The organism is Pedobacter terrestris (genome assembly GCF_052343045.1).
Classification (GTDB): domain Bacteria; phylum Bacteroidota; class Bacteroidia; order Sphingobacteriales; family Sphingobacteriaceae; genus Pedobacter.
Map to the genome: position 1 here is coordinate 3,517,788 of NZ_CP180264.1, position 19,609 is coordinate 3,537,396.

The window sequence follows — 19,609 nt, forward strand, 5'->3', positions numbered from 1 at the left end:
AATTTTCGTTTTACTTTAAGCCTTAAGTACTAGTCTTTTAGCTTTAGTCTTTTAGCGCTCTATCCCATAGCCGGAATTTCTCCAACGATCACTTTATTCGTTTTCGATTTTTCTTTCTCAGGAGCCTCTTTACCCAACACATTTTCTTCAACATCACGGCTTACCGACAATATAATTCCAAAAGCAACGCTGGTAAAAATCATCGATGTACCTCCCATACTTACCAGCGGCAAAGGAACTCCGGTTACCGGGCCCAATCCTACCGCAACGGCCATATTTGCAAAAGCCTGTATAGTTAAACTAAAACTTAGTCCGGCGGCAAGCAATGCACCAAAAGCTTTGGGTGCGCGTGTTACGATTTTTATACATCGGTATAAAAGCACCAGGTAAAGCGTCATAATTACAATTCCGCCCACAGTTCCCCATTCTTCAATAATAATGGCAAAAATAAAATCCGAATACGGATGTGGAAGGAAATTGCGCTGCGTACTATTACCTGGTCCTTTACCAAAAACTCCACCGGTAGCCAAAGCAATTTTTGCCTGATCTGCCTGGAAAGTTTTATCTGAATGCACCAACTCTGGATGCATAAAGGTTTTTATACGGGATTTATAAGTTTCTCTCCTCGGACCTAAAAATCCTACAATCAATAACAAAACTAAACCGCCGGCACAAACGATGGAAATCTGTTTAATGCTGATCCGGCCAATAATTAACAACAAAATGCTTACGCCAAATAACATTAAGGCGGTAGACATGTTTGCCAGTGCAATAAGCACAAAAACGGTACAAACAGATGCCATAATCGGAATAAAAGATTCTTTCAAATCTTTTATATTCTCTTGTTTCTTGGTCAGCATTCTGGCCAAAAATGTGATTAAGGCAAGTTTGGCTAAATCTGACGTTTGGAAGGTAAGCCCAATTACCGGGATTTTTACCCAACGTGATGCATCATTCAGATTTGTTCCAAAAATCAACGTGTAAATCAAAAGCGGAATCGTTATAATCATCAGGATTTTTGAAATTCCGGCGTAATATCTGTAATCAAGCAAATGCGCAATATAAATCATTCCAATACCCAGCAACACAAAAATCAAATGTTTGGTGAGCAATAGTTTTTCAACCGCTTCGCCTTTTTTATACGCCAAGGTTCCTGTTGCGCTGTACACTGCCATAACAGATATAAGCGAAAGCAAGATGATAATCAACCAGATCCATCTATCGCCTTTTGTTTTATTAAGTAGTGCATGCAACATATTAGGTTCTCCTATTTACAATTCTTTTACCGCAGCTTTAAACTGGTTGCCGCGATCTTCATAACTTTTAAATAAATCAAAACTTGCGCAAGCCGGTGAAAGCAAAACCGCATCGCCTCTTTTTGCCAGGTGAAAAGCAATCTGCGCAGCTTCTGCAGCAGAAAAAGTATTGACAATAATGTCTACATCATCTTCAAAAGCATCATGAATACGTTTGTTGTCTTTTCCTAAGCAAACAATTGCTTTCACTTTGGATTTAACCAAATCTTTAAGCATTTCGTAGTCATTTCCTTTATCTACGCCACCCATAATTAAAACCACCTCGCTGGTCATACTTTCCAGTGCATACCAGGTAGAATTTACATTGGTTGCTTTACTATCATTAATAAAATCTATACCCGAAATCTTCGCCACATGCTCTAACCGATGTTCGATATTTTTAAAATTGCCCATGCTCTCGCGGATGGATTCATTTCTCAATTCCAAGACTTTGGCTACTATGCCCGAAGCCATAGAATTGTAAATGTTGTGTTTGCCTTGCAAGGCTAGTTCTGAAATCGACATGGTTAGTTCGTTATTTGGTTCTGTACGGATGTGTATTGTATTTTCTACTAAATAGGCGCCAGCTTCCTGATCCTTTTCGATAGAAAAAGTATAGGTTTTTGCCAAAGGCTGATCGTGCTGCAAACTGATTAAACTTTGCTGATCATCAGCGCAGTATATAAAAGTATCGTTAGCCGTTTGATTTTGGATAATGCGCATTTTCGATGCAGCATAATTCTCCAGTTTGTATTCGTATCGGTCTAAATGATCAGGTGTAATATTTAAGAGCACAGCAATGTCTGCTTTAAACTGAAACATATCATCAAGCATGAAACTGGAAATTTCCAGAACATACCAATCAAAATTTTCTGTAGCTACCTGCGCGGCAAAACTGTGACCAATGTTGCCTGCAAGGCCAACATTAATACCTGCATTTTTTAAAATGTGATAGGTAAGTAACGTTGTTGTCGATTTGCCGTTTGAGCCGGTAATACAGATTGTTTTTGCCGAGGTATATCGCTTTGCAAACTCGATTTCCGAAATCACAGCGATACCGGCATTTTTCAACTGCTGAACAATTGCTGCAGTAGAGGGAATCCCCGGACTTTTTATCACTTCAGTTGCATTCAATATCAGTGATTCGGTATGCTTTCCGGATTCAAATGGAATATCCAATTCCACTAATACAGATTGATATTTATCTGCAATTGTTCCGAAATCGGATACAAATACCTCAAATCCTTTTGCTTTTGCCAATTGTGCTGCGCCTACGCCACTTTCGCCTGCACCCAAAACCACAATACGGCCCTGGCCACTCGTATTTGAAGGGCTGTTGCTGAAATTGGATATTGGGTTGTTGCTCATTTTTCCTACTATTTTTTTTGATGATTATCTTAATTTTAATGTCACTACCGTGATGATGGCCAGGATAATTCCGATGATCCAGAAACGTGTAACGATTTTCGCTTCGTGATATCCTCTTTTCTGATAATGGTGATGCAAGGGAGACATCAGAAAAATTCTTCGCCCTTCGCCAAACTTTCGCTTGGTATATTTAAAGTAAGACACCTGCATAATTACAGAGACCAACTCAATTAAAAACACGCCACAAAGGATTGGAATCAATAATTCTTTGCGAATCATGATGGCAAATGAGGCGATAATACCACCGATCGCCAAACTTCCGGTATCGCCCATAAAAACCTGAGCCGGATAAGAATTGTACCAAAGAAAACCTACACAGGCACCCACAAATGCACCCGCAAAAATCATCAGTTCCCCAGAATTTGGGATATACATAATATTCAAATAATCGGCCATTTGCGTATTTCCAGACACGTATGCCAGAATACCAAGCGTTGTACCAATTATGGCTGATGTACCTGTTGCCAAACCATCTATACCATCGGTAATATTTGCTCCATTAGAAACCGCTGTAATGATAAAAACCGTAAAGGCTAAAAAAACCAAAAAGGCATATTTTTCATAACCCGGACCTAAAAACTTCAGAACTTTAGCATAATCAAATTCATTGTTTTTATAGAACGGAATATTAGATTTTGTTGATTTTACATCTTGTGTGTAATAAAAAGTTTCTCCTTTTTGACGCAAAACCATTGGTGCAGTAGAGGCACTTTTAACATTATCCTGAACGGTTGTACGCACCACAATATTGGGGTGAAAATACATGGTACAGCCCACAATAATTCCGAGCCCAACCTGGCCAACAACTTTAAATTTACCCGCCAGTCCTTCTTTATTTTTACGGAAAACTTTTATATAATCGTCTAAAAATCCGATAGCACCCATCCACACTGTGGTAATGATCATTAAAATGACATAGACATTGGTGATATTGGCAAACAGCAAAGTTGGAATAAGGATACCCAAAAGAATAATGATACCGCCCATTGTTGGTGTACCTTGTTTTTGCATCTGGCCTTCCAAACCCAAATTTCTAACGGTTTCTCCAACTTGCTTTTTATGCAAAAAATCTATTAACCTACGGCCATAAACCGTAGTAATTACCAGTGAAAGGATAATAGAAATAGATGCTCTAAAAGTAATATACTGGAACAACCTTAGTCCAGGAATATCATAATGCTTATGCAGGTATTCGAATAATAAATATAACATTAGCTATTTTGGATTAGTTGTTCGCGTAATATTTCTTTGTCGTCAAAATGATTTCTCACTCCATTTATTTCCTGATATTTTTCGTGCCCTTTCCCGGCAATTAAAATGATATCGCCACTTTTTGCCAAATGGCAAGCCGTTTTGATGGCTTCTTTACGATCTAAAATGGAAAGTGTTTTTCTCTTATTTGTTGGCGAAACGCCTTCTTCCATTTCTGTTATAATACTTTGAGGATCTTCTGAACGTGGATTATCTGAAGTTAAAATTACTTTATCGCTCCAATCGCAAGCCACCTGGGCCATAATCGGCCTTTTGGTTTTATCTCTGTCGCCACCGCATCCAAGCACTGTAATTACCTGTTCGTTTCCTTTACGGATATCGGCAATTGTGCTCAGCACATTTTGCACTGCATCTGGTGTATGCGCGTAATCTACAATACCAATAATCTGATTGTCTGAAGTGATGTAATCAAATCGTCCTTCGGCGCCGGTTAAGCGGCTTAGTAAAGTGAGCACTTTAAGTTTATCCTGATCAAGCAATAAAGCGGTACCGTATACGGCAAGCAAATTATAGGCATTAAAAGAACCCACCAGTTTGAAAAAGACTTCTTCGTTATCGATATCCAGATGCAAACCACTGAAAGCGTTTTCCATAATCTTCGCTTTGAAATCAGCCATTTGTTTTAGTGCATAAGACTTTTTGTGCGCTTTGGTATTTTGCAACATCACCATACCGTTTTTATCGTCGATATTGGTTAATGCAAATGCCGATTTCGGCAATCCATCAAAGAATGCTTTTTTGGCTTTTAAATAGGCATCAAAAGTTTTATGAAAATCTAAATGATCGTGTGTCAGGTTAGAGAAAACGCCACCGGCGAAAACAAGCCCTTCAATTCTATGCTGAGATACAGCATGGGAACTTACTTCCATAAAGCAAAAATCGCATCCGGCAGCAACCATATCTCTCAACATGGCATTTAGCGCAATTGGGTTTGGTGTAGTGTGCGTAGCCGGAACAACCAAATCATTGATATAATTTTCTACCGTAGAAATTAATCCGGTTTTAAAGCCAAGTTCTTTAAAGAGTTTAAAAAGAATTGTGGCAATAGTAGTTTTACCATTTGTGCCGGTAATTCCAACCAATTTAAGTTGCTTGGAAGGGTTACCGAAGTAATTGGCAGCCATTATACCTAAAGCAACAGATGTATTATCTACTTTAATATATGTGCGTGTATAATCCTCAATTTCAGGAAGATTTTCGCAAAGAATTACCTCTGCACCCATTTCTATGGTTTGCGGAATATATTGATGGCCATCAGAAAGTGTACCGGGTATGGCAAAAAATACGTCTCCTTTTTTGATTTTACGAGAATCAAAATTAAGCCCGCTGATTTCCCGATCGGTTTTACCAACCAATTCTTTAATCGTTACGCCATAAAGTAAATCCTGTAATTGCATCTTTTAATATTAAGTTGCGAGTATCAAGTATTAAAACTTCTCCTCTGTATCAATTCCTCTATATCAAACTCCGGGCTCCTAAATTCAGACTCCGGACTTTTTAATTCAATTCTATTTGCACACCTAATCCTTTTCCTACACGTGTACCAGCAGTAATAGACTGACTAATTACTTTCCCTGCACCAACTACTTTGGTTTTAAGACCTGCATTGCCCAATAAATACAATGCATCTTTTAAACCCATTCCTTCTACATTCGGCATAATACCTTTACGTTCACTATTCTCTTGAAAAACCGGCCCCGCGCTGGTAGAAACCACATTATAATATTCTGATTTTGAAGCAAAAAGCGGTTTAAAACCAAAAGCGGTATACACTTTTTGTGTGGCCTTACTTTGTCCGGCTTTGGTTGGCGGATTTGCTGTATTTCCAACCAATCGCGTTGGTACATCATTGTACATTTGCATATCGCTGGCATAAATCCTGTCTGCAATTTCACGGAAAACTGGTCCTGAAACTGTTGCTCCATAATACGCGCCTTTAGGATCATTGATCACGACAATCATGGAATACTTTGGCTTATCAGCGGGGAAATATCCAACAAAAGAAGCTTGATATTGTCGTTTGCCTTTATACCCGCGATTGCCATCGGCAACCTGAGCTGTACCTGTTTTTCCAGCAATTTTATATAAAGGATTGTACACAATCTGCTTTCCGCTACCCTCAGTAACTACACCTTCGAGCATTTTTTTAATTTTACTTAAAGCTTCGTCTGAACAGATTTTATCGTCAATTACGCGTGCTCTAAATTGCTCAATCGGATTTCCGAGTCTGCGGATTTCTTTCACAAAAATTGGCGCTACATATTTCCCTTCGTTCGCTACTGCGTTATAAAACGAAAGCATTTTCAATGGTGTAAGTTGCATTTCATAACCGTAAGCCATTTGAGGCAAGGTCATGTTTTTGTTCCAGCTTTTGAAGCTCGGATTTTTCACAACCGGTTGTGCCTCGCCAGGAATTTGAAGAATTGTTTTTTCATTCAGTTTCCAACGATATAGGTGATCAGTAAATTTTGACGGATTTTCGCCATAATGTGTATTGATCAATTTTGCAATCGCCGCGTTAGATGATTCTTCAAATGCTCTTTTTACAGTTACAGTTTCTATCTTCGGATGCGAATCTGTGATCAGTTTTCCCGGAATCTGATAGTATCCCGTTCCAATCAATGTATTTGTATCTACCAGATTATCATCTAAAAGTGCCATATAAGAGGCTAGTTTAAATGTTGAGCCCGGATCTTGATTTCCAGCAATGGCATAATTAAATTTCTCTTTATACACACCCTCTTCGACCTTAGAAAAATTAGCAACCGCCCTGATTTCGCCGGTAGCCACTTCCATTAATATCACCGTTCCGTGATCTGCCTGCGATTTAATCAATTGTTTTTCAAGCGCGCTTTGTGCCAGATCTTGCATATTGATATCAATGGTAGAAATAATATCTGCACCATCTTTCGGGGCAACTTCTGCCTCATCATTTACCGGAATATATACACCGCCAGCAATACGCTGCATTAAACGTTTTCCGGTTTCACCGTTAATATATTCGGTATACGCACCTTCAAGTCCTACTCCATTTTTAACGTTTTCATTTTTGTAGCCAATGGTTCTTGCCGCCAGACTTTTGAACGGCAAAATTCGCTTGTTCTGCTGAACCGCGATTAAGCCGCCAGAAAATTTGCCGACATTATATAAAGGAAAAGTGCGAATGGTTTTTAAATCTGCATAACCAACTTTGCGGTGAATCAGAAGATACCGCGCACTGTCCCGTCTTCCTTTGCGCAGGTAGCGCGCATATTCTTTAGCGGTTTTATCCTGAAAAATCATTGCGAGTTTAGCCCCAAGAGAATCTACTTTTTCATTGAATAAGTGGTCATCCTGGATTCCGCCGGCAAACATATCCATCCGAAGTTCATATTCCGGAACAGATGTTGCAAGCAAACTTCCATCATTAGAGTAAATATTTCCACGGGTTGCCTCAACATTTACATAACGGGTAGACAGGCTATCGGCCATATCTTTCCATTTATGTCCTTGCACAAACTGAACCTGCCCCAAACGCAGCAAAACCGCAAGGGCAAAAAGCACAATTAAGCCAAATGCCAGATATACCCGAAGCAATATGTTTGCTCTAATATTCATCGCTTTTAACAATTATTTTTTTTGGTGGTTCAATTAATTCCTTTATACCGAGTGTATCTACTTTTTTGGCTACTTCTGTTAATTTACTCTTGAACATCAGATCCGCTTTTAAAGATTTATACTCCCATCTTAACTCTTTTACTTCTTTATTTAATTTGTCTATCCGGCGAACATTGTTTACTGCAAAATGGCTGTTTGCGATATAAACCATGCCCAAAAATGCCAGAAAACACAAAAAAGGCAATGCATTTGTTGCAGCCTCTTTGGTAACTAATCCTTCACTAAAAAGCTTATTGATAAATGAATTACTATCCATTTTATCGTCTACACTTTTCACCTTTTTGGGTGCAGATTTCAACTCTGGTTCTGGCCCAGTTTCTTCCTCTTCTATTTCTTGTCTAAACTTGTTCATATCTTTTCAGCTATTCTTAGTTTAGCACTTCTTGCCCGGTTGTTCTGGGCAATTTCTTCGTCTGTAGCAACAATTGCTTTGCGGGTAATTACATCAAATGGTTTTTGTTGGTTACCGAAAAAATCTTTTTCGACTTCGCCCTGAAATTTGCCTTTCGCCATAAAATTCTTAACCGGCCGATCTTCTAAAGAATGGTAAGACATCACCACCAATCTGCCCCCTGGTTTCAAAACTTCTGAGGATTGTTGAAGGAAATTTTCAAGCACTTGTATTTCTGCATTAACCTCTATACGCAAAGCCTGAAAAACCTGCGCCAGATATTTATTTTCTTTTCCTCTTGGGATATACTCTGCAATAGCCGTTTTAAAACTCTCGATATCTGAAAATGGCCGATCCAAACGCGCAGTAACAATTGCTCTTGCAAGTGATTTTGCGTTTTTCACCTCGCCATAAATACCAAAAATGCGGTGCAGTTTATCTTCTGCATACGTATTCAATACCTTTGCTGCCGTAAGATCTCCATGCTGATCCATACGCATATCCAAATCGCCATTTTTACGAATGGAAAAACCGCGCGCCGGAACATCAAACTGATGCGATGAAACACCTAAATCAGCAAGAATACCGTCTACTTCGCGAAAACCTTTTAAGCGTAGGTTATTTTTTAAAAAGCCAAAGTTCTGATCGATAAAAACCAAGCGATCATCTTGCGGAATATTTGCCTGCGCATCCGGATCCTGATCAAAAGCAATTAATATTCCTTTTGGACCAAGGTGTTTTAAAATTTCTCTTGAATGGCCACCGCCACCAAAAGTTACGTCTACATATACGCCATCTGGCTTAATATTCAATCCGTCTATGCAAGGCTGCAACATAACCGGAACGTGGTAATTATTCTCCATCTTCCCTCCTGTTATTACCACCCATTACTTCTTCAGCCAAGCTGGCGAAGTTTTCTGGCACATCATCAAAAAGATTTTCATAAGCCTGTTTATCCCATACCTCGATTTTATCCAACTGACAAGCCAAAACAACATCAGATGAAATGCCGGCAAATTCTACCAGGGATTTCGGAAGCAAAACCCGACCAGCCGCATCAAGGGAAAGATCTGTTGCACCACGGGTAAACACACGTAAAAAATCACGATTCTTTTTTTCGTATAAATTAAGTTTATTCAAATCCATGACAATGGCTTCCCAAACTTTTTTCGGATAAATCACCAGATTTTTCTCAAATCCGCGATTCACGACCAAACCATCCCGCTCAGCATCAGGCAATTGTTTCTTGAGCGAAGCAGGCACCATTAGGCGGCCTTTCGCATCAAGTTTACAATCAAATTCTCCTAAAAGTTGAGTCATTACGGTATCTACACTTTTTATGTAGTGTAAAAGTAAATACTTCTACCACTTTTTACCACATTTTACCACAAAAAAGTTTTCAACACAACATTAACGCTCACTTGAAGGGTAAAAATTGTGAAATCTGCTGTTTAAACTAAGATTGAGACAAATCAAGAAATGAGCTTACTTGGCGTCAAAAACTAACTTAAAGCCGTTTTTGAGCACCACAACAAAATAAAAAACCGGAAATAGTGCGTTTTAACGGGAATGGTGTTGTAAAGTGGGAGAATTTCCCAAAACGAGTACGATTTTCTTCAATCTTTGATGAGCAGTATTAAAGGTCAATCGGATAGCTGTATCCAAATACCGGATCATTATTCTGCGCATAAAAAAAGCAGGGAATTTTTAAAAAACCCTGCTTTCCAATCGGCCTTTCGGCTAAATATATTTATTCGTTAATGGCTTTAACGCCGGGCAACTCTTTACCTTCCATATATTCTAGTAAAGCACCGCCGCCTGTAGATACATAACTTACTTCATCTTCAAAGCCAAATTTCGCAATTGCAGCAGCAGAATCGCCACCACCGATAAGTGAGAAAGCACCGTTATCTTTAGTTGCAGCAACAACCGCTTCTGCAATCGCTTTTGTTCCGATCTGGAAATTTTCCATTTCAAAAACACCCATCGGGCCATTCCACAATAAGGTTTTTGAGTTTTTGATTACTTCAGAGAAAAGTTCAACAGATTTCGGGCCGATATCTAATCCCATCCAATCTGCAGGAATTTGTCCGGAATCTACGGATTTTTTATCTGCATCATTTGCAAATTTATCTGCAATAACGGTATCAACAGGTAAAATCAGATTCACGCCTTTGGCTTTAGCTTTTTCGATTAATTCTAAAGAAAGATCTTGCTTGTCGGCTTCTAATAGTGAAGTACCAATTTCGCCACCTTGCGCTTTGGCAAAAGTATATGCCATACCGCCACCAATAATCAGATTGTCTACTTTATCCAATAATTTCTCGATCAAAAGAATTTTGTCTGAAACTTTTGCACCGCCCATAATTGCAGTAAATGGTTTCTCTGCATTGTTCAGGATTTTCTCTGCATTAGCCACTTCAGATGCCATCAGATATCCAAAATATTTTGCATCAGGAAAAAACTGAGCAATAACAGCTGTCGAGGCATGTGCACGGTGTGCAGTACCGAAAGCATCATTTACATATACTTCTCCAAGTTTTGACAATTTCTCTGCAAAAGCAACGTCCCCTTTTTCTTCTTCTTTATAGAAACGAAGGTTTTCTAGCAATAAAACTTCGCCTGCTTTTAAATCTGTTGATTGTGTAGTTGCAGATTCGCCAATACAATCGTCTGCAAATTTTACTTCAACATTTAATAGCGAAGAAAGATCTTTCAGGATGTGTTTTAAAGAATATTTATCTGTCGGACCATCTTTTGGTCTGCCCAGGTGAGACATCAAAACAACAGAGCCGCCATCTTTTAAAATTTTATTGATGGTTGGAAGTGCCGCGCGGATTCTTTTATCGTCGGTAATATTAAATTCTGCATCCAAAGGAACGTTAAAATCCACCCGGATCAGGGCTTTTTTGTCTTTGAAATCAAGCTGGTCTATTGTTTTCATCGTTTTTTATTTTGTAATTAAGTTTAATTTCATTTCATAATGGAATCCGATACCGGGGATATCAAATTCTGGTGATTCACTGCTAAAGCCTATTTTTTTGTAGAATGGCGCAGCGGCAGATCTTGCATTGCACCAAAGGTAATCTGTGTTGTATTCTTCAAGATAGCTTATGGCAAATTTGATTAATGCAGCGCCAAAACCCAATCCGCCAAAATCCGGATGAGTGGCCATACCGCGAAGCTGGTAACCTATGCCACCGCCGGGAAAGAAATCACTGCGCATAAAACTTGCAACCGAAAGAATTTGGCCGTCTTTTTCATAACCAAGATGAAAGGTATCGTAGGCATCGTCACCATCAAATACACACTGCTCAAAAGGTTTTCCATTGCGCAAGAGTAAACTTCTTAAAGGCAATACTTGTTCTGGAAGAATAAACTTTACCATATTTATTGTTGAATCAATAAATGCCTCAGGGGACAATCGTACAGGCAAAGTTATAAAAACCCTCAACATTGCCAAGCCTTGCTTTAGTAAAACGGGATTTAGATTTACCGAAGATTAGCGGCTTCAATCTTTTTAACAATATCGATTAATCTACTGCTGTATCCAAATTCGTTATCGTACCAACCCACAACTTTGACCATATCGCCAACGATAGAGGTAAGCTGTGCATCAAAAAGGCAAGAATGTGGATTATCAATCACATCAACGGATACAATCGGATCTTCCGTATATTCTACCACACCTTTCAGTTCATTTTCGGCGGCAAGTTTAAATGCGGCATTAATTTCAGCAATTGTTGCTTTGCTTTTTAGCAAACAGGTAAAATCTGTGAGAGAACCGTTCAACACCGGAACACGGATACCTGCACCACCCAAACGCCCATCCAGCGATGGAAAAATATGGGTAATGGCTTTTGCTGCGCCTGTAGTAGTGGGAATAATTGACGAAGATGCTGCACGTGCCCTGCGCAAATCGCGGTGATTCGCATCGTGGAGATTCTGATCGCCAGTCATAGAATGTACGGTGGTAATATATCCTTCTTCAACGCCCCAATTGTCGTTCAAGATTTTTATCATTGGCGCAATGTTGTTGGTTGTACAACTCGCGTTAGATAAAATTGGCGAGTTAATGTCTATTTCGTGATCATTTACACCTAAAACAACCATTGGAATATCATCTGCTGCAGGTGCAGAAATCAAAACCTGTTTGGCCCCGGCAACAAGATGTTGGTTTGCGCGCTCTGTAGTTAAATTCCGGCCGGTACAATCTACCACCAAATCAACATGCAACGCAGACCAAGGTAATTCCTCGGCATCTTTAATTGAAAATACCGGAATGCAGGTTTTATCTATACATACTGCATCTGGCTTAGCTTTAACATTACCGTTAAATACTCCGTGTACAGAATCGTATTTGAATAGATGCGCCATGGTGGCAGCATCGGCAAGGTCATTAATGGCCACAACCTCAATTCCCGCTTTTAATGCCAAACGCAAAAAGGTTCGCCCAATTCTCCCGAAACCATTAATTGCTATTCTCATTGTGATCAATTTTAGAGCGCAAAACTAAGTTAATTTAATGGATTATCGCAAGAAGAAATTGTACCATATAACAGGTCTGATTGCGCCTTTACAATTGCCTAACAAATGCCACACGCAACTGCCGGTTTTACACACAAAGTGGATACTGGTTTTTAGGCCGGGAAACCTGATTTCTCTTTTTTGCGAAGCAATAATGTTAGCGAAAGATTTAAAAGTGCGCAAACACTTATAAGCAGAATGATAAGCATGAAATTACCTAAATTCTGCAGTGTAAATGTACAGGCAACAATGACAACATTAAACAATACCGTAAACAAAACGATTTGATTGGCTTTTAAACCTAAGCGCTCCAAACGATGATGAATATGGTTTCTATCACCCTTAAATGGCGATTTTCTGGCTAATATCCGAATGGAAAATACACGCAAAGAATCAAAGATAGGCACTATTAATACTGAAACCGCAATTGCAGGAGCGGAATAAAAATATGGGTTGTTGTTGAGTTCTGAAAATTTATTCATTTCAATAAATTTGATGGCCAGTGCAGCAGATACAAGGCCGATGATTAAAGCGCCGGTATCACCCATAAAAATTTTTGCCGGACACCAGTTGTAACGGATAAATCCACCCACAGCACCTGCAAGTGCAAAAGCAATAAATGCATACGCCGGATGGCCCATAAAGGCAAAAGCCAAACCAAAAGTGATATTTACCACCAAACCGATTGAAGCAGCGAGCCCATCTATTCCATCAATCAAGTTAACGGCATTATTCAGAAAAATAATCAGAATGATAGAAAAAATACCGCCCCAGAGTGGAATCATTTCTCCGATATTAAGCACTCCATACAAGCTGCTTAATCTAAAACCACCAAAAAAAACCAAAATTGCCGCAACAACCAACTGCAAAATAAACTTCGTACTGGTATTTGTGCCGTACATATCATCTTTAAGCCCTAATGCAGATAAGATGATACACGAAACGATCAAAAAATTGGCCTCTTTAAAGTCGATCAATGCAGAAAAGAGCAATAATGATATCGTGAAACTTCCTACAATCGCTAAGCCGCCCAAGCGAGAAATATTCCCTTTATGGGTCTTTCTATACAAATCATTGGTATCAAAAAGTCGATATTTTAACGAAGTATAAATAATAGACGGAATACTGGCCAAAACCATAATAAATGAAAGGCAGATGATTGCCATGTAGAAGTAAATCGGCTCGGTATGTATCAAATGTCTCAGCAAAATATCGGGGATGTTTTACACAAATATAAGAAAACCCGCAAAACTGGGCTCCCGTATCAGGTTAATTTCGTCCGAAAACAAAGATTTTACCAGACAAATGTCAATATTGAAGAAGTTTAGAGAGTTTCTTTTTAAATAACGCAATTAAAGGATAAGATAAACCATTCATTTTCATGGCTTTGAAATCGTATCGTATGGCACGGATCAGGTTTTTAAATGAGGAATTACTGACCCCACCAACACGCATATTCACCATCAAAACCGGCAAATAGCTCATTGTTATTTTTTGTTTAAACAAAAAGCGTAAAATTAACTCATAATCTGCGGCCGAACCAAAATTAAGCGCATATCCCCCGTATCGGTCAAAGAGTTCCTGTTTCAGGTATAATGTTGGATGTGCCGGCATCCATCCATTTTCAAAATCACTTACCCCTGCTTGTTTTGATTTCCAACGGCGGATAATTTTTTCCGAAACAGGATGTATATAGTTTAAATCTCCATATAAAGCCTGCAACTGCTTATCCAGTTGAAATGCTTTTGAAACTTTTTGTAAAACATAAGAATCGGCAAACTTATCATCCGCATTTAACAAACCAATAACTTCTCCAGAGGAAAGTGCAATCCCTTTGTTAATTGCATCATATAGACCTTTATCGGGCTCTGATACCAGTACATCAATTTTATTCTCGAAAGACTTGATAATCGATGAGGTAGAGTCTGTTGAAGCTCCATCGATCACGATATATTCAAGATCAACGCCTTGTTGTGCAAAAACACTTTCCATGCATTGACGCAAATAGGTTTCTCCATTATATACAACTGTAATCAGCGAAATCTTCATGTATCTTTAAACCATAAAAGCCTTTTCATATTTATTAGAGGCATCAGCAAAGCAAAGATAAGGAATAGATATACATGATTGTCAAATGAACAATAGGCCGCATCAAAGTCTGTAAAATAACCGACGTCTTTTAACGTCCCATCCAGCTCATAGAGATAACAAGTTGTTTGTGTTTCCAGTGGGCATCGATCGCTTATCCGGTAATAATTATTAGCGTAATTACTGCCATTAGAGCTAAACAAATAATTTGGATGCCCGCCCAGATCCGAATATTCATTGTAAAAAATGTAATATGGATAACTGGGAACCATACAACCCTCCCGATCTGCATAAACCATCTCGGACCAGAGTATAACAAATAGAAATATGGGTGTAGAGAAAATCCGTCGCTTCGGATTCAGCGCATTAGGGATGATTAACAACAATTTCTTCATAAAGATAAAAGCATTAATCAAGTTCTAAATATAAGGTTTTCAGAGGATTGCAAATTGGCTGATCACATAAAAACCTATAAAATTACACCGGGTTTATTTAATCGGTTACCAAAGAAAATACAGTGTTGTTTTCTTTTCAATCAAATGGAAAAATGTTCTATTTATTTCAACAAATTTTTGCCTCGGATAATGATCAGTCCGAAAATCCCAGCTGCTGTTCCGAGTGCCCAGGAATAATCGTCAAGGTTGCAGGCAACAATCCTAGGCGATGCGACAAAACCTTCAAGAGAGGAGCCGTTGCAGCCGGTTACCAGATTTAAAACATTATAGCCTGATGGACAAACCCTGCAAGGTGTAGAACCGGCCACCCATACTGTTTGTTGCCCGGACATGCAAGCGGTCGTACTGGAAGTACTTGGACTCGATTTGTATGCTTGAACACTTCCGAATATGATAGCCAACACAGCGTTGATCAAACCCACGTTTTCCGTTTCAGTATAAACTGTTTTACTTGAAGCAATGAGACAGCCCGAGATTTGTGCCCGCGCCATGACTGGTAAAAAAGAGGTAGTAATCACGGCTAATACAACCGAAACGAATGGATATTTCATGATTTTAACAGAATTTTATTCTGCTAAATTAATTTACATAAGTACCAAATTTCCCATTCCTTTTGTTCATTGACATAGTCCCCTCCTAAGGGTTGAAGTAACAAAAAGCAAACCTATTTCTAGTTATCATTAATATACCTATGCTAACTGTTAAAAAAATCATTGGCCAAGTAAAATCATCAAGATCACATGAAAAGTAATTATATTGCACTATTGTGCCACTTGGGCAATTTAAGCACACAGCTAAGTTATTGCCGCCCAAGCCAAGAGAAACTGTCGGGCTACCATATAAACAGCTTGCACCAGTAGAGGTTACTACAGCATAACCTGGACATGCATTAACCTCGGTAGATATACCTCCAGTATTGTAAAAAACCTTGTCCCCAAACACAATCACGGGAGGGATGCTAGCGCTCAACGATAAAGTATTGTATCCGGCAAAATTAGGATATACAACATTTCCTACACGACATCCCTCAGCTGCTTTTATTTCACACAACGAAATGATGAGTGAAGCAAATATAAAAACCAAACGTTTCATAACCTTATATAAGTCAAAGACTTAAACTAAGTTACTCCACATTTCCCGATTATCATTTGTTCTTTTTATTCATTAATCATAGTTACAATTTGGATTACTATGATAAACTATTTGTTTGCTATGGCGATACTGAGTAATATATAGAGAGATAGAACTAAACTACCATTTTTTTAATCCATCCAAATCCAATAAAACAGATCACTGCACCAATTGCAAAGATGTGGTCATCTAAAGGCATTGGGGTTATCGTGGTTGTGCAATAAGTAGAATTGTTAATACTATACTGGTAAAGTGTTCCATGGGAAGCAGATCCCGATGGTGTACTTGCAGTTGGAGCAACCTCACATGGTTTGTTTAGTGATGTCTGTTCCATTTGAGTTGGACCATAGTCACTATAGAACTCATTGATCTGACCACATATATAATTGTAATGATTTCCCGATGATTTATATCCCATAACGTTTCTGGTTATAAAACTTGCTGGGCTAGTAGAATTCGAGTAAACAGGCCTGATATCAGTGGAACTTCCATAATAATTTGCATCACCTAGATAGGTAATATACAACCCAGAGCCATTTAAGTTACAGCCAACACCGGTAGTTCGTGGATAAACAACAAAGCATGCACACGACAGCACAACTGTCGCAGCGATTGCGATAAACAATTTCATAAAAATAGGGATAGACAACTAAAAAAACGTATGAGTTATCATACATTTTTTGCAAATATAGCACATTTCTATCCCCTAATAAATGGTGATCGAGAGTTGGAACCTACGTCATGACCTTTTTGTAACAATTTACAATATACCAGGTTAGCTATCAAAAGGTAGTATTAATACTACATAAATTACTTTTTATGCTTTTAAACGACAGAATGGGAATGTTTTGGAAGAGTGGAAATTTGACAAATAACTTTAGCCCGATCGGGCTATTGCAAAAATTCAACTTAAAAAGTTGACCGATGTCAAGAAGAAAAAAAATCGTCAATAATTTTACAGGCATATTTGGCAGGTTCGCTTCTAAAATTACTTTGGGCAGCTCAAAAATGCTAACAAACTACAAAGCCTTTAATCTAGGTTGCAGAAAATCCCGGCGGACAATTAAAACTGCTGTAAATACAGAAAATCCAAGTAGAAAATAAGCGTCAGAATCTAAAGGACAACGAACCATCTCATAGCTCCCTCTTACCCCTACAATTGGCGTATCGCAGCTGATGTATTCATTTGTACTGGTATTATATGTGATGCTATTTGGCCCAGAACAAACTCTGCAAGAACTTGAACTTGTTGTAATTTGTCTCCAACTACAATAGCCGCTACTCAAAGAAACAACACCAGATTTTGAAGAAAAAGCACCGTTATTAAAGGGTTCGTACGTATACAATCTATTGTTTGAGCTAAGAAAACAACCACTTTGTGCAAATGTTGTTGTTACAAAGAATAGTAATAAAAAGGCTATTCCGATGGACAAAAATTTCATCATAGGATTACACAACTAAATAGGGAATTAGACATTGCAAATGTAAATATTCATACCTATTTATGTGTAAGAAAATAAAATATCTCGCAAATCTTTTACGAATACAGACCAAAGAACACCTTCCTCAGATGTTTAGTCAAATTCTGGAGAACTAGACGTTGCCATTTTTTAGTCTGCTATAAACCTCCTAAACAAAATGATACAGCAACATGATATTAAAACAGTGTAGATGTTTAAATCCAACGCGCAGTTGGCAACCACATAAGTCACCCTTACCCCTGTACCATAACCAATTACGGTACAAGTTTCCGTTGGGGAATACATAGTTGTTCTTCGAAATTGCGTTAGCGCTGTTGAACCTTCAGGACAGTAATTTATCCCATAATCTGTGAATACATACAAACCTGTAAGTGAATTGTATCCAAATACATAATTGTTATAGTTTCCGCTGGTGATCAGACATGCACGGGTTTGCGCCTGAGTGAAAAAGCTACATACTGCGAGGAGAATTATCGCGAGCGTTATCCCAATCTGTTTTTTCATTTCATTAGATTAAAATGTCAGAAAATGGGGATGAGCAACCCTTCAAAACTACAAAACAAGAATCAAAACCTTGCAATCCAACGAATTAAAAATAAACAGAGTTAAAAAGAAAATTGCTATAGTTGAACTCATTTCATTTTTTACGCTAAACTTGACCAGTCCAGGAAAATGCATATTATTGAACCAGGGAACTGAAAACTGGGGAAACAAGAATTTTAATAAAAGGTTGTGCAGTCTTAAAAAGCAGGTTTTCTTTTCTAAGTCGAAAAAAGACGACAATGCCGCTGATGATGATTGGAAGAAAAATATAATCATCAAGCGGCAGACGATGATAAGTATAAGTATAGCCGTCGGCATACACAGGGAATGAAACAATAAATCAATCGTACCTGATGTTGATCCCACCACTGGTCCGGACGCCCAGCCAATTGATATTGACCGGATTGCAAACTGCACCGACTGTCCAATATCCTGCATTGGTATTCACTGGCGTACCCGATGGATAATCATGACTTCACCCACTTGTAAACAGATTACCGCTATATTGTTCAGCACAAATACTTTGCCCGTTGCTTTGTGCGACACTAATTTTGCTGCTTAAAATTATGCAACAACATGAAAATATAATTTTGACTACGAAATTCAATCGAAGAGACGGTCCGGCAGACATAGCGTATAAGAATATTCAAAGCTATTCTCTGCTGAAATACCTTAGCTATATTGTAGCTATTGAACATGACAATTGTCATGCTGATTTAGCAGCGGAAGATTTTTGACCTTATAAAACAGTTCCTAAACAGCTGATTTTTTACGTAAAAAGACGCATACTAATCCCGCAGAAACAATAAACAAAACTGGGATATACTCATCCAACGGACATTCTACACGATATTCGAGTTCGGTATAATAGGCACTCCAACCCAGGCAAATGCCGAAAAAAATCCATCCGTTACAAACCCGGCTTTCCCTGGTTTGACCTGTTGGCACATAGGAACAACGTGGATCGGATTGGCAACTGCCGGCAATCACATTACTGTTACGATCTAAAAGGCAACCTCCACTTGTTGAAACAGCCCAACTTTGCGCCTTCATGCTTCCGCCGTAACACAACATTACAATTAGCAATATTCTTGAAATCCTCATGCGTTTTTTTCAATACATTATGCATGCATAAACTTGCAGGCACTATTCGGTATTTCTTCACGATGGGGATCTCGATCTGATTAGTTATTTTGATTTTAAGCGTTTTTATAGCTTCCTAGTTTTTCCCAGCAATAATCTAATTCAACTCAATAACGATGATTACGGCAATGACTGGGACTGGTTTACATCGAACACTTTTTAATCATACAAATATAGTTACCTGGAAGAAGGTGGATT

Annotated in this window: 19 protein-coding genes; 1 reads left to right on the top strand and 18 read right to left on the bottom strand. The window is 38.6% G+C overall.

Annotated features, from left to right (window positions below; genetic code table 11):
- Positions 1–59 precede the first annotated feature (59 nt).
- The 16 genes from ACJVDH_RS14875 to ACJVDH_RS14950 form a co-directional block, all read right to left on the bottom strand.
- Entirely contained in the window at positions 60–1,256 is a 1,197-nt protein-coding gene (locus ACJVDH_RS14875; RefSeq protein ID WP_443944191.1) for an FtsW/RodA/SpoVE family cell cycle protein, read from the bottom strand.
- Positions 1,257–1,271: 15 nt separating this feature from the next.
- Complete coding sequence (gene murD / locus ACJVDH_RS14880) at positions 1,272–2,663, bottom strand: UDP-N-acetylmuramoyl-L-alanine--D-glutamate ligase (protein ID WP_443944192.1); 1,392 nt, start codon at positions 2,661–2,663, stop codon at positions 1,272–1,274.
- A 24-nt stretch (positions 2,664–2,687) separates the two neighbouring features.
- Positions 2,688–3,935 (bottom strand): phospho-N-acetylmuramoyl-pentapeptide-transferase, encoded by a 1,248-nt coding sequence (gene mraY / locus ACJVDH_RS14885; RefSeq protein WP_443944193.1) that lies wholly within the window; start codon positions 3,933–3,935, stop codon positions 2,688–2,690.
- Positions 3,935–5,392 carry a UDP-N-acetylmuramoyl-L-alanyl-D-glutamate--2,6-diaminopimelate ligase gene (locus ACJVDH_RS14890; protein WP_443944194.1) on the bottom strand — a complete coding sequence of 486 codons (1,458 nt, stop codon included), beginning with the start codon at positions 5,390–5,392 and terminating at the stop codon, positions 3,935–3,937. Before ACJVDH_RS14890 ends, mraY begins: the two co-directional genes overlap by 1 nt.
- A gap of 100 nt (positions 5,393–5,492) precedes the next feature.
- On the bottom strand, positions 5,493–7,592 hold the full coding sequence (locus tag ACJVDH_RS14895; protein WP_443944195.1) for a penicillin-binding protein: 2,100 nt from the start codon (positions 7,590–7,592) through the stop codon (positions 5,493–5,495).
- Positions 7,582–8,004, bottom strand: a complete 423-nt coding sequence (locus ACJVDH_RS14900) for an FtsL-like putative cell division protein (RefSeq protein ID WP_443944196.1) — start codon at positions 8,002–8,004, stop codon at positions 7,582–7,584. The genes ACJVDH_RS14895 and ACJVDH_RS14900 overlap by 11 nt, the downstream gene beginning before the upstream one ends.
- Complete coding sequence (gene rsmH / locus ACJVDH_RS14905) at positions 8,001–8,906, bottom strand: 16S rRNA (cytosine(1402)-N(4))-methyltransferase RsmH (protein WP_443944197.1); 906 nt, start codon at positions 8,904–8,906, stop codon at positions 8,001–8,003. The genes ACJVDH_RS14900 and rsmH overlap by 4 nt, the downstream gene beginning before the upstream one ends.
- The gene (mraZ, locus tag ACJVDH_RS14910; RefSeq protein ID WP_443944198.1) at positions 8,896–9,363 is read right to left on the bottom strand and encodes a division/cell wall cluster transcriptional repressor MraZ; all 468 of its coding nucleotides are present in this window, start codon (positions 9,361–9,363) and stop codon (positions 8,896–8,898) included. The genes rsmH and mraZ overlap by 11 nt, the downstream gene beginning before the upstream one ends.
- 430 nt (positions 9,364–9,793) lie before the next feature.
- Positions 9,794–10,987, bottom strand: coding sequence for a phosphoglycerate kinase (locus ACJVDH_RS14915; RefSeq protein WP_443944199.1), 1,194 nt, complete (start codon positions 10,985–10,987; stop codon positions 9,794–9,796).
- Positions 10,988–10,993: 6 nt separating this feature from the next.
- Complete coding sequence (locus ACJVDH_RS14920; RefSeq protein WP_443944200.1) at positions 10,994–11,431, bottom strand: GNAT family N-acetyltransferase; 438 nt, start codon at positions 11,429–11,431, stop codon at positions 10,994–10,996.
- Between the two features lie 104 nt (positions 11,432–11,535).
- Positions 11,536–12,531 (bottom strand): type I glyceraldehyde-3-phosphate dehydrogenase, encoded by a 996-nt coding sequence (gap, locus tag ACJVDH_RS14925; protein ID WP_443944201.1) that lies wholly within the window; start codon positions 12,529–12,531, stop codon positions 11,536–11,538.
- A gap of 152 nt (positions 12,532–12,683) precedes the next feature.
- Positions 12,684–13,736 (bottom strand): MraY family glycosyltransferase, encoded by a 1,053-nt coding sequence (locus tag ACJVDH_RS14930; RefSeq protein ID WP_443944202.1) that lies wholly within the window; start codon positions 13,734–13,736, stop codon positions 12,684–12,686.
- A gap of 142 nt (positions 13,737–13,878) precedes the next feature.
- Complete coding sequence (locus ACJVDH_RS14935) at positions 13,879–14,619, bottom strand: glycosyltransferase family 2 protein (RefSeq protein WP_443944203.1); 741 nt, start codon at positions 14,617–14,619, stop codon at positions 13,879–13,881.
- A 595-nt stretch (positions 14,620–15,214) separates the two neighbouring features.
- On the bottom strand, positions 15,215–15,664 hold the full coding sequence (locus tag ACJVDH_RS14940; protein ID WP_443944204.1) for a hypothetical protein: 450 nt from the start codon (positions 15,662–15,664) through the stop codon (positions 15,215–15,217).
- A gap of 85 nt (positions 15,665–15,749) precedes the next feature.
- Entirely contained in the window at positions 15,750–16,205 is a 456-nt protein-coding gene (locus ACJVDH_RS14945) for a hypothetical protein (protein ID WP_443944205.1), read from the bottom strand.
- Between the two features lie 154 nt (positions 16,206–16,359).
- Positions 16,360–16,662 carry a hypothetical protein gene (locus ACJVDH_RS14950; RefSeq protein ID WP_443944206.1) on the bottom strand — a complete coding sequence of 101 codons (303 nt, stop codon included), beginning with the start codon at positions 16,660–16,662 and terminating at the stop codon, positions 16,360–16,362.
- 506 nt (positions 16,663–17,168) lie between these two features.
- Here ACJVDH_RS14950 and ACJVDH_RS14955 point away from each other — a divergent pair.
- On the top strand, positions 17,169–17,348 hold the full coding sequence (locus ACJVDH_RS14955) for a hypothetical protein (protein WP_443944207.1): 180 nt from the start codon (positions 17,169–17,171) through the stop codon (positions 17,346–17,348).
- Positions 17,349–17,854: 506 nt separating this feature from the next.
- Here the strand turns inward: ACJVDH_RS14955 and ACJVDH_RS14960 are convergent.
- Together ACJVDH_RS14960 and ACJVDH_RS14965 are read right to left on the bottom strand one after the other, a co-directional pair.
- Positions 17,855–18,229, bottom strand: a complete 375-nt coding sequence (locus tag ACJVDH_RS14960; RefSeq protein WP_443944208.1) for a hypothetical protein — start codon at positions 18,227–18,229, stop codon at positions 17,855–17,857.
- A gap of 792 nt (positions 18,230–19,021) precedes the next feature.
- Positions 19,022–19,372, bottom strand: coding sequence for a hypothetical protein (locus ACJVDH_RS14965; protein WP_443944209.1), 351 nt, complete (start codon positions 19,370–19,372; stop codon positions 19,022–19,024).
- Positions 19,373–19,609 lie beyond the last annotated feature (237 nt).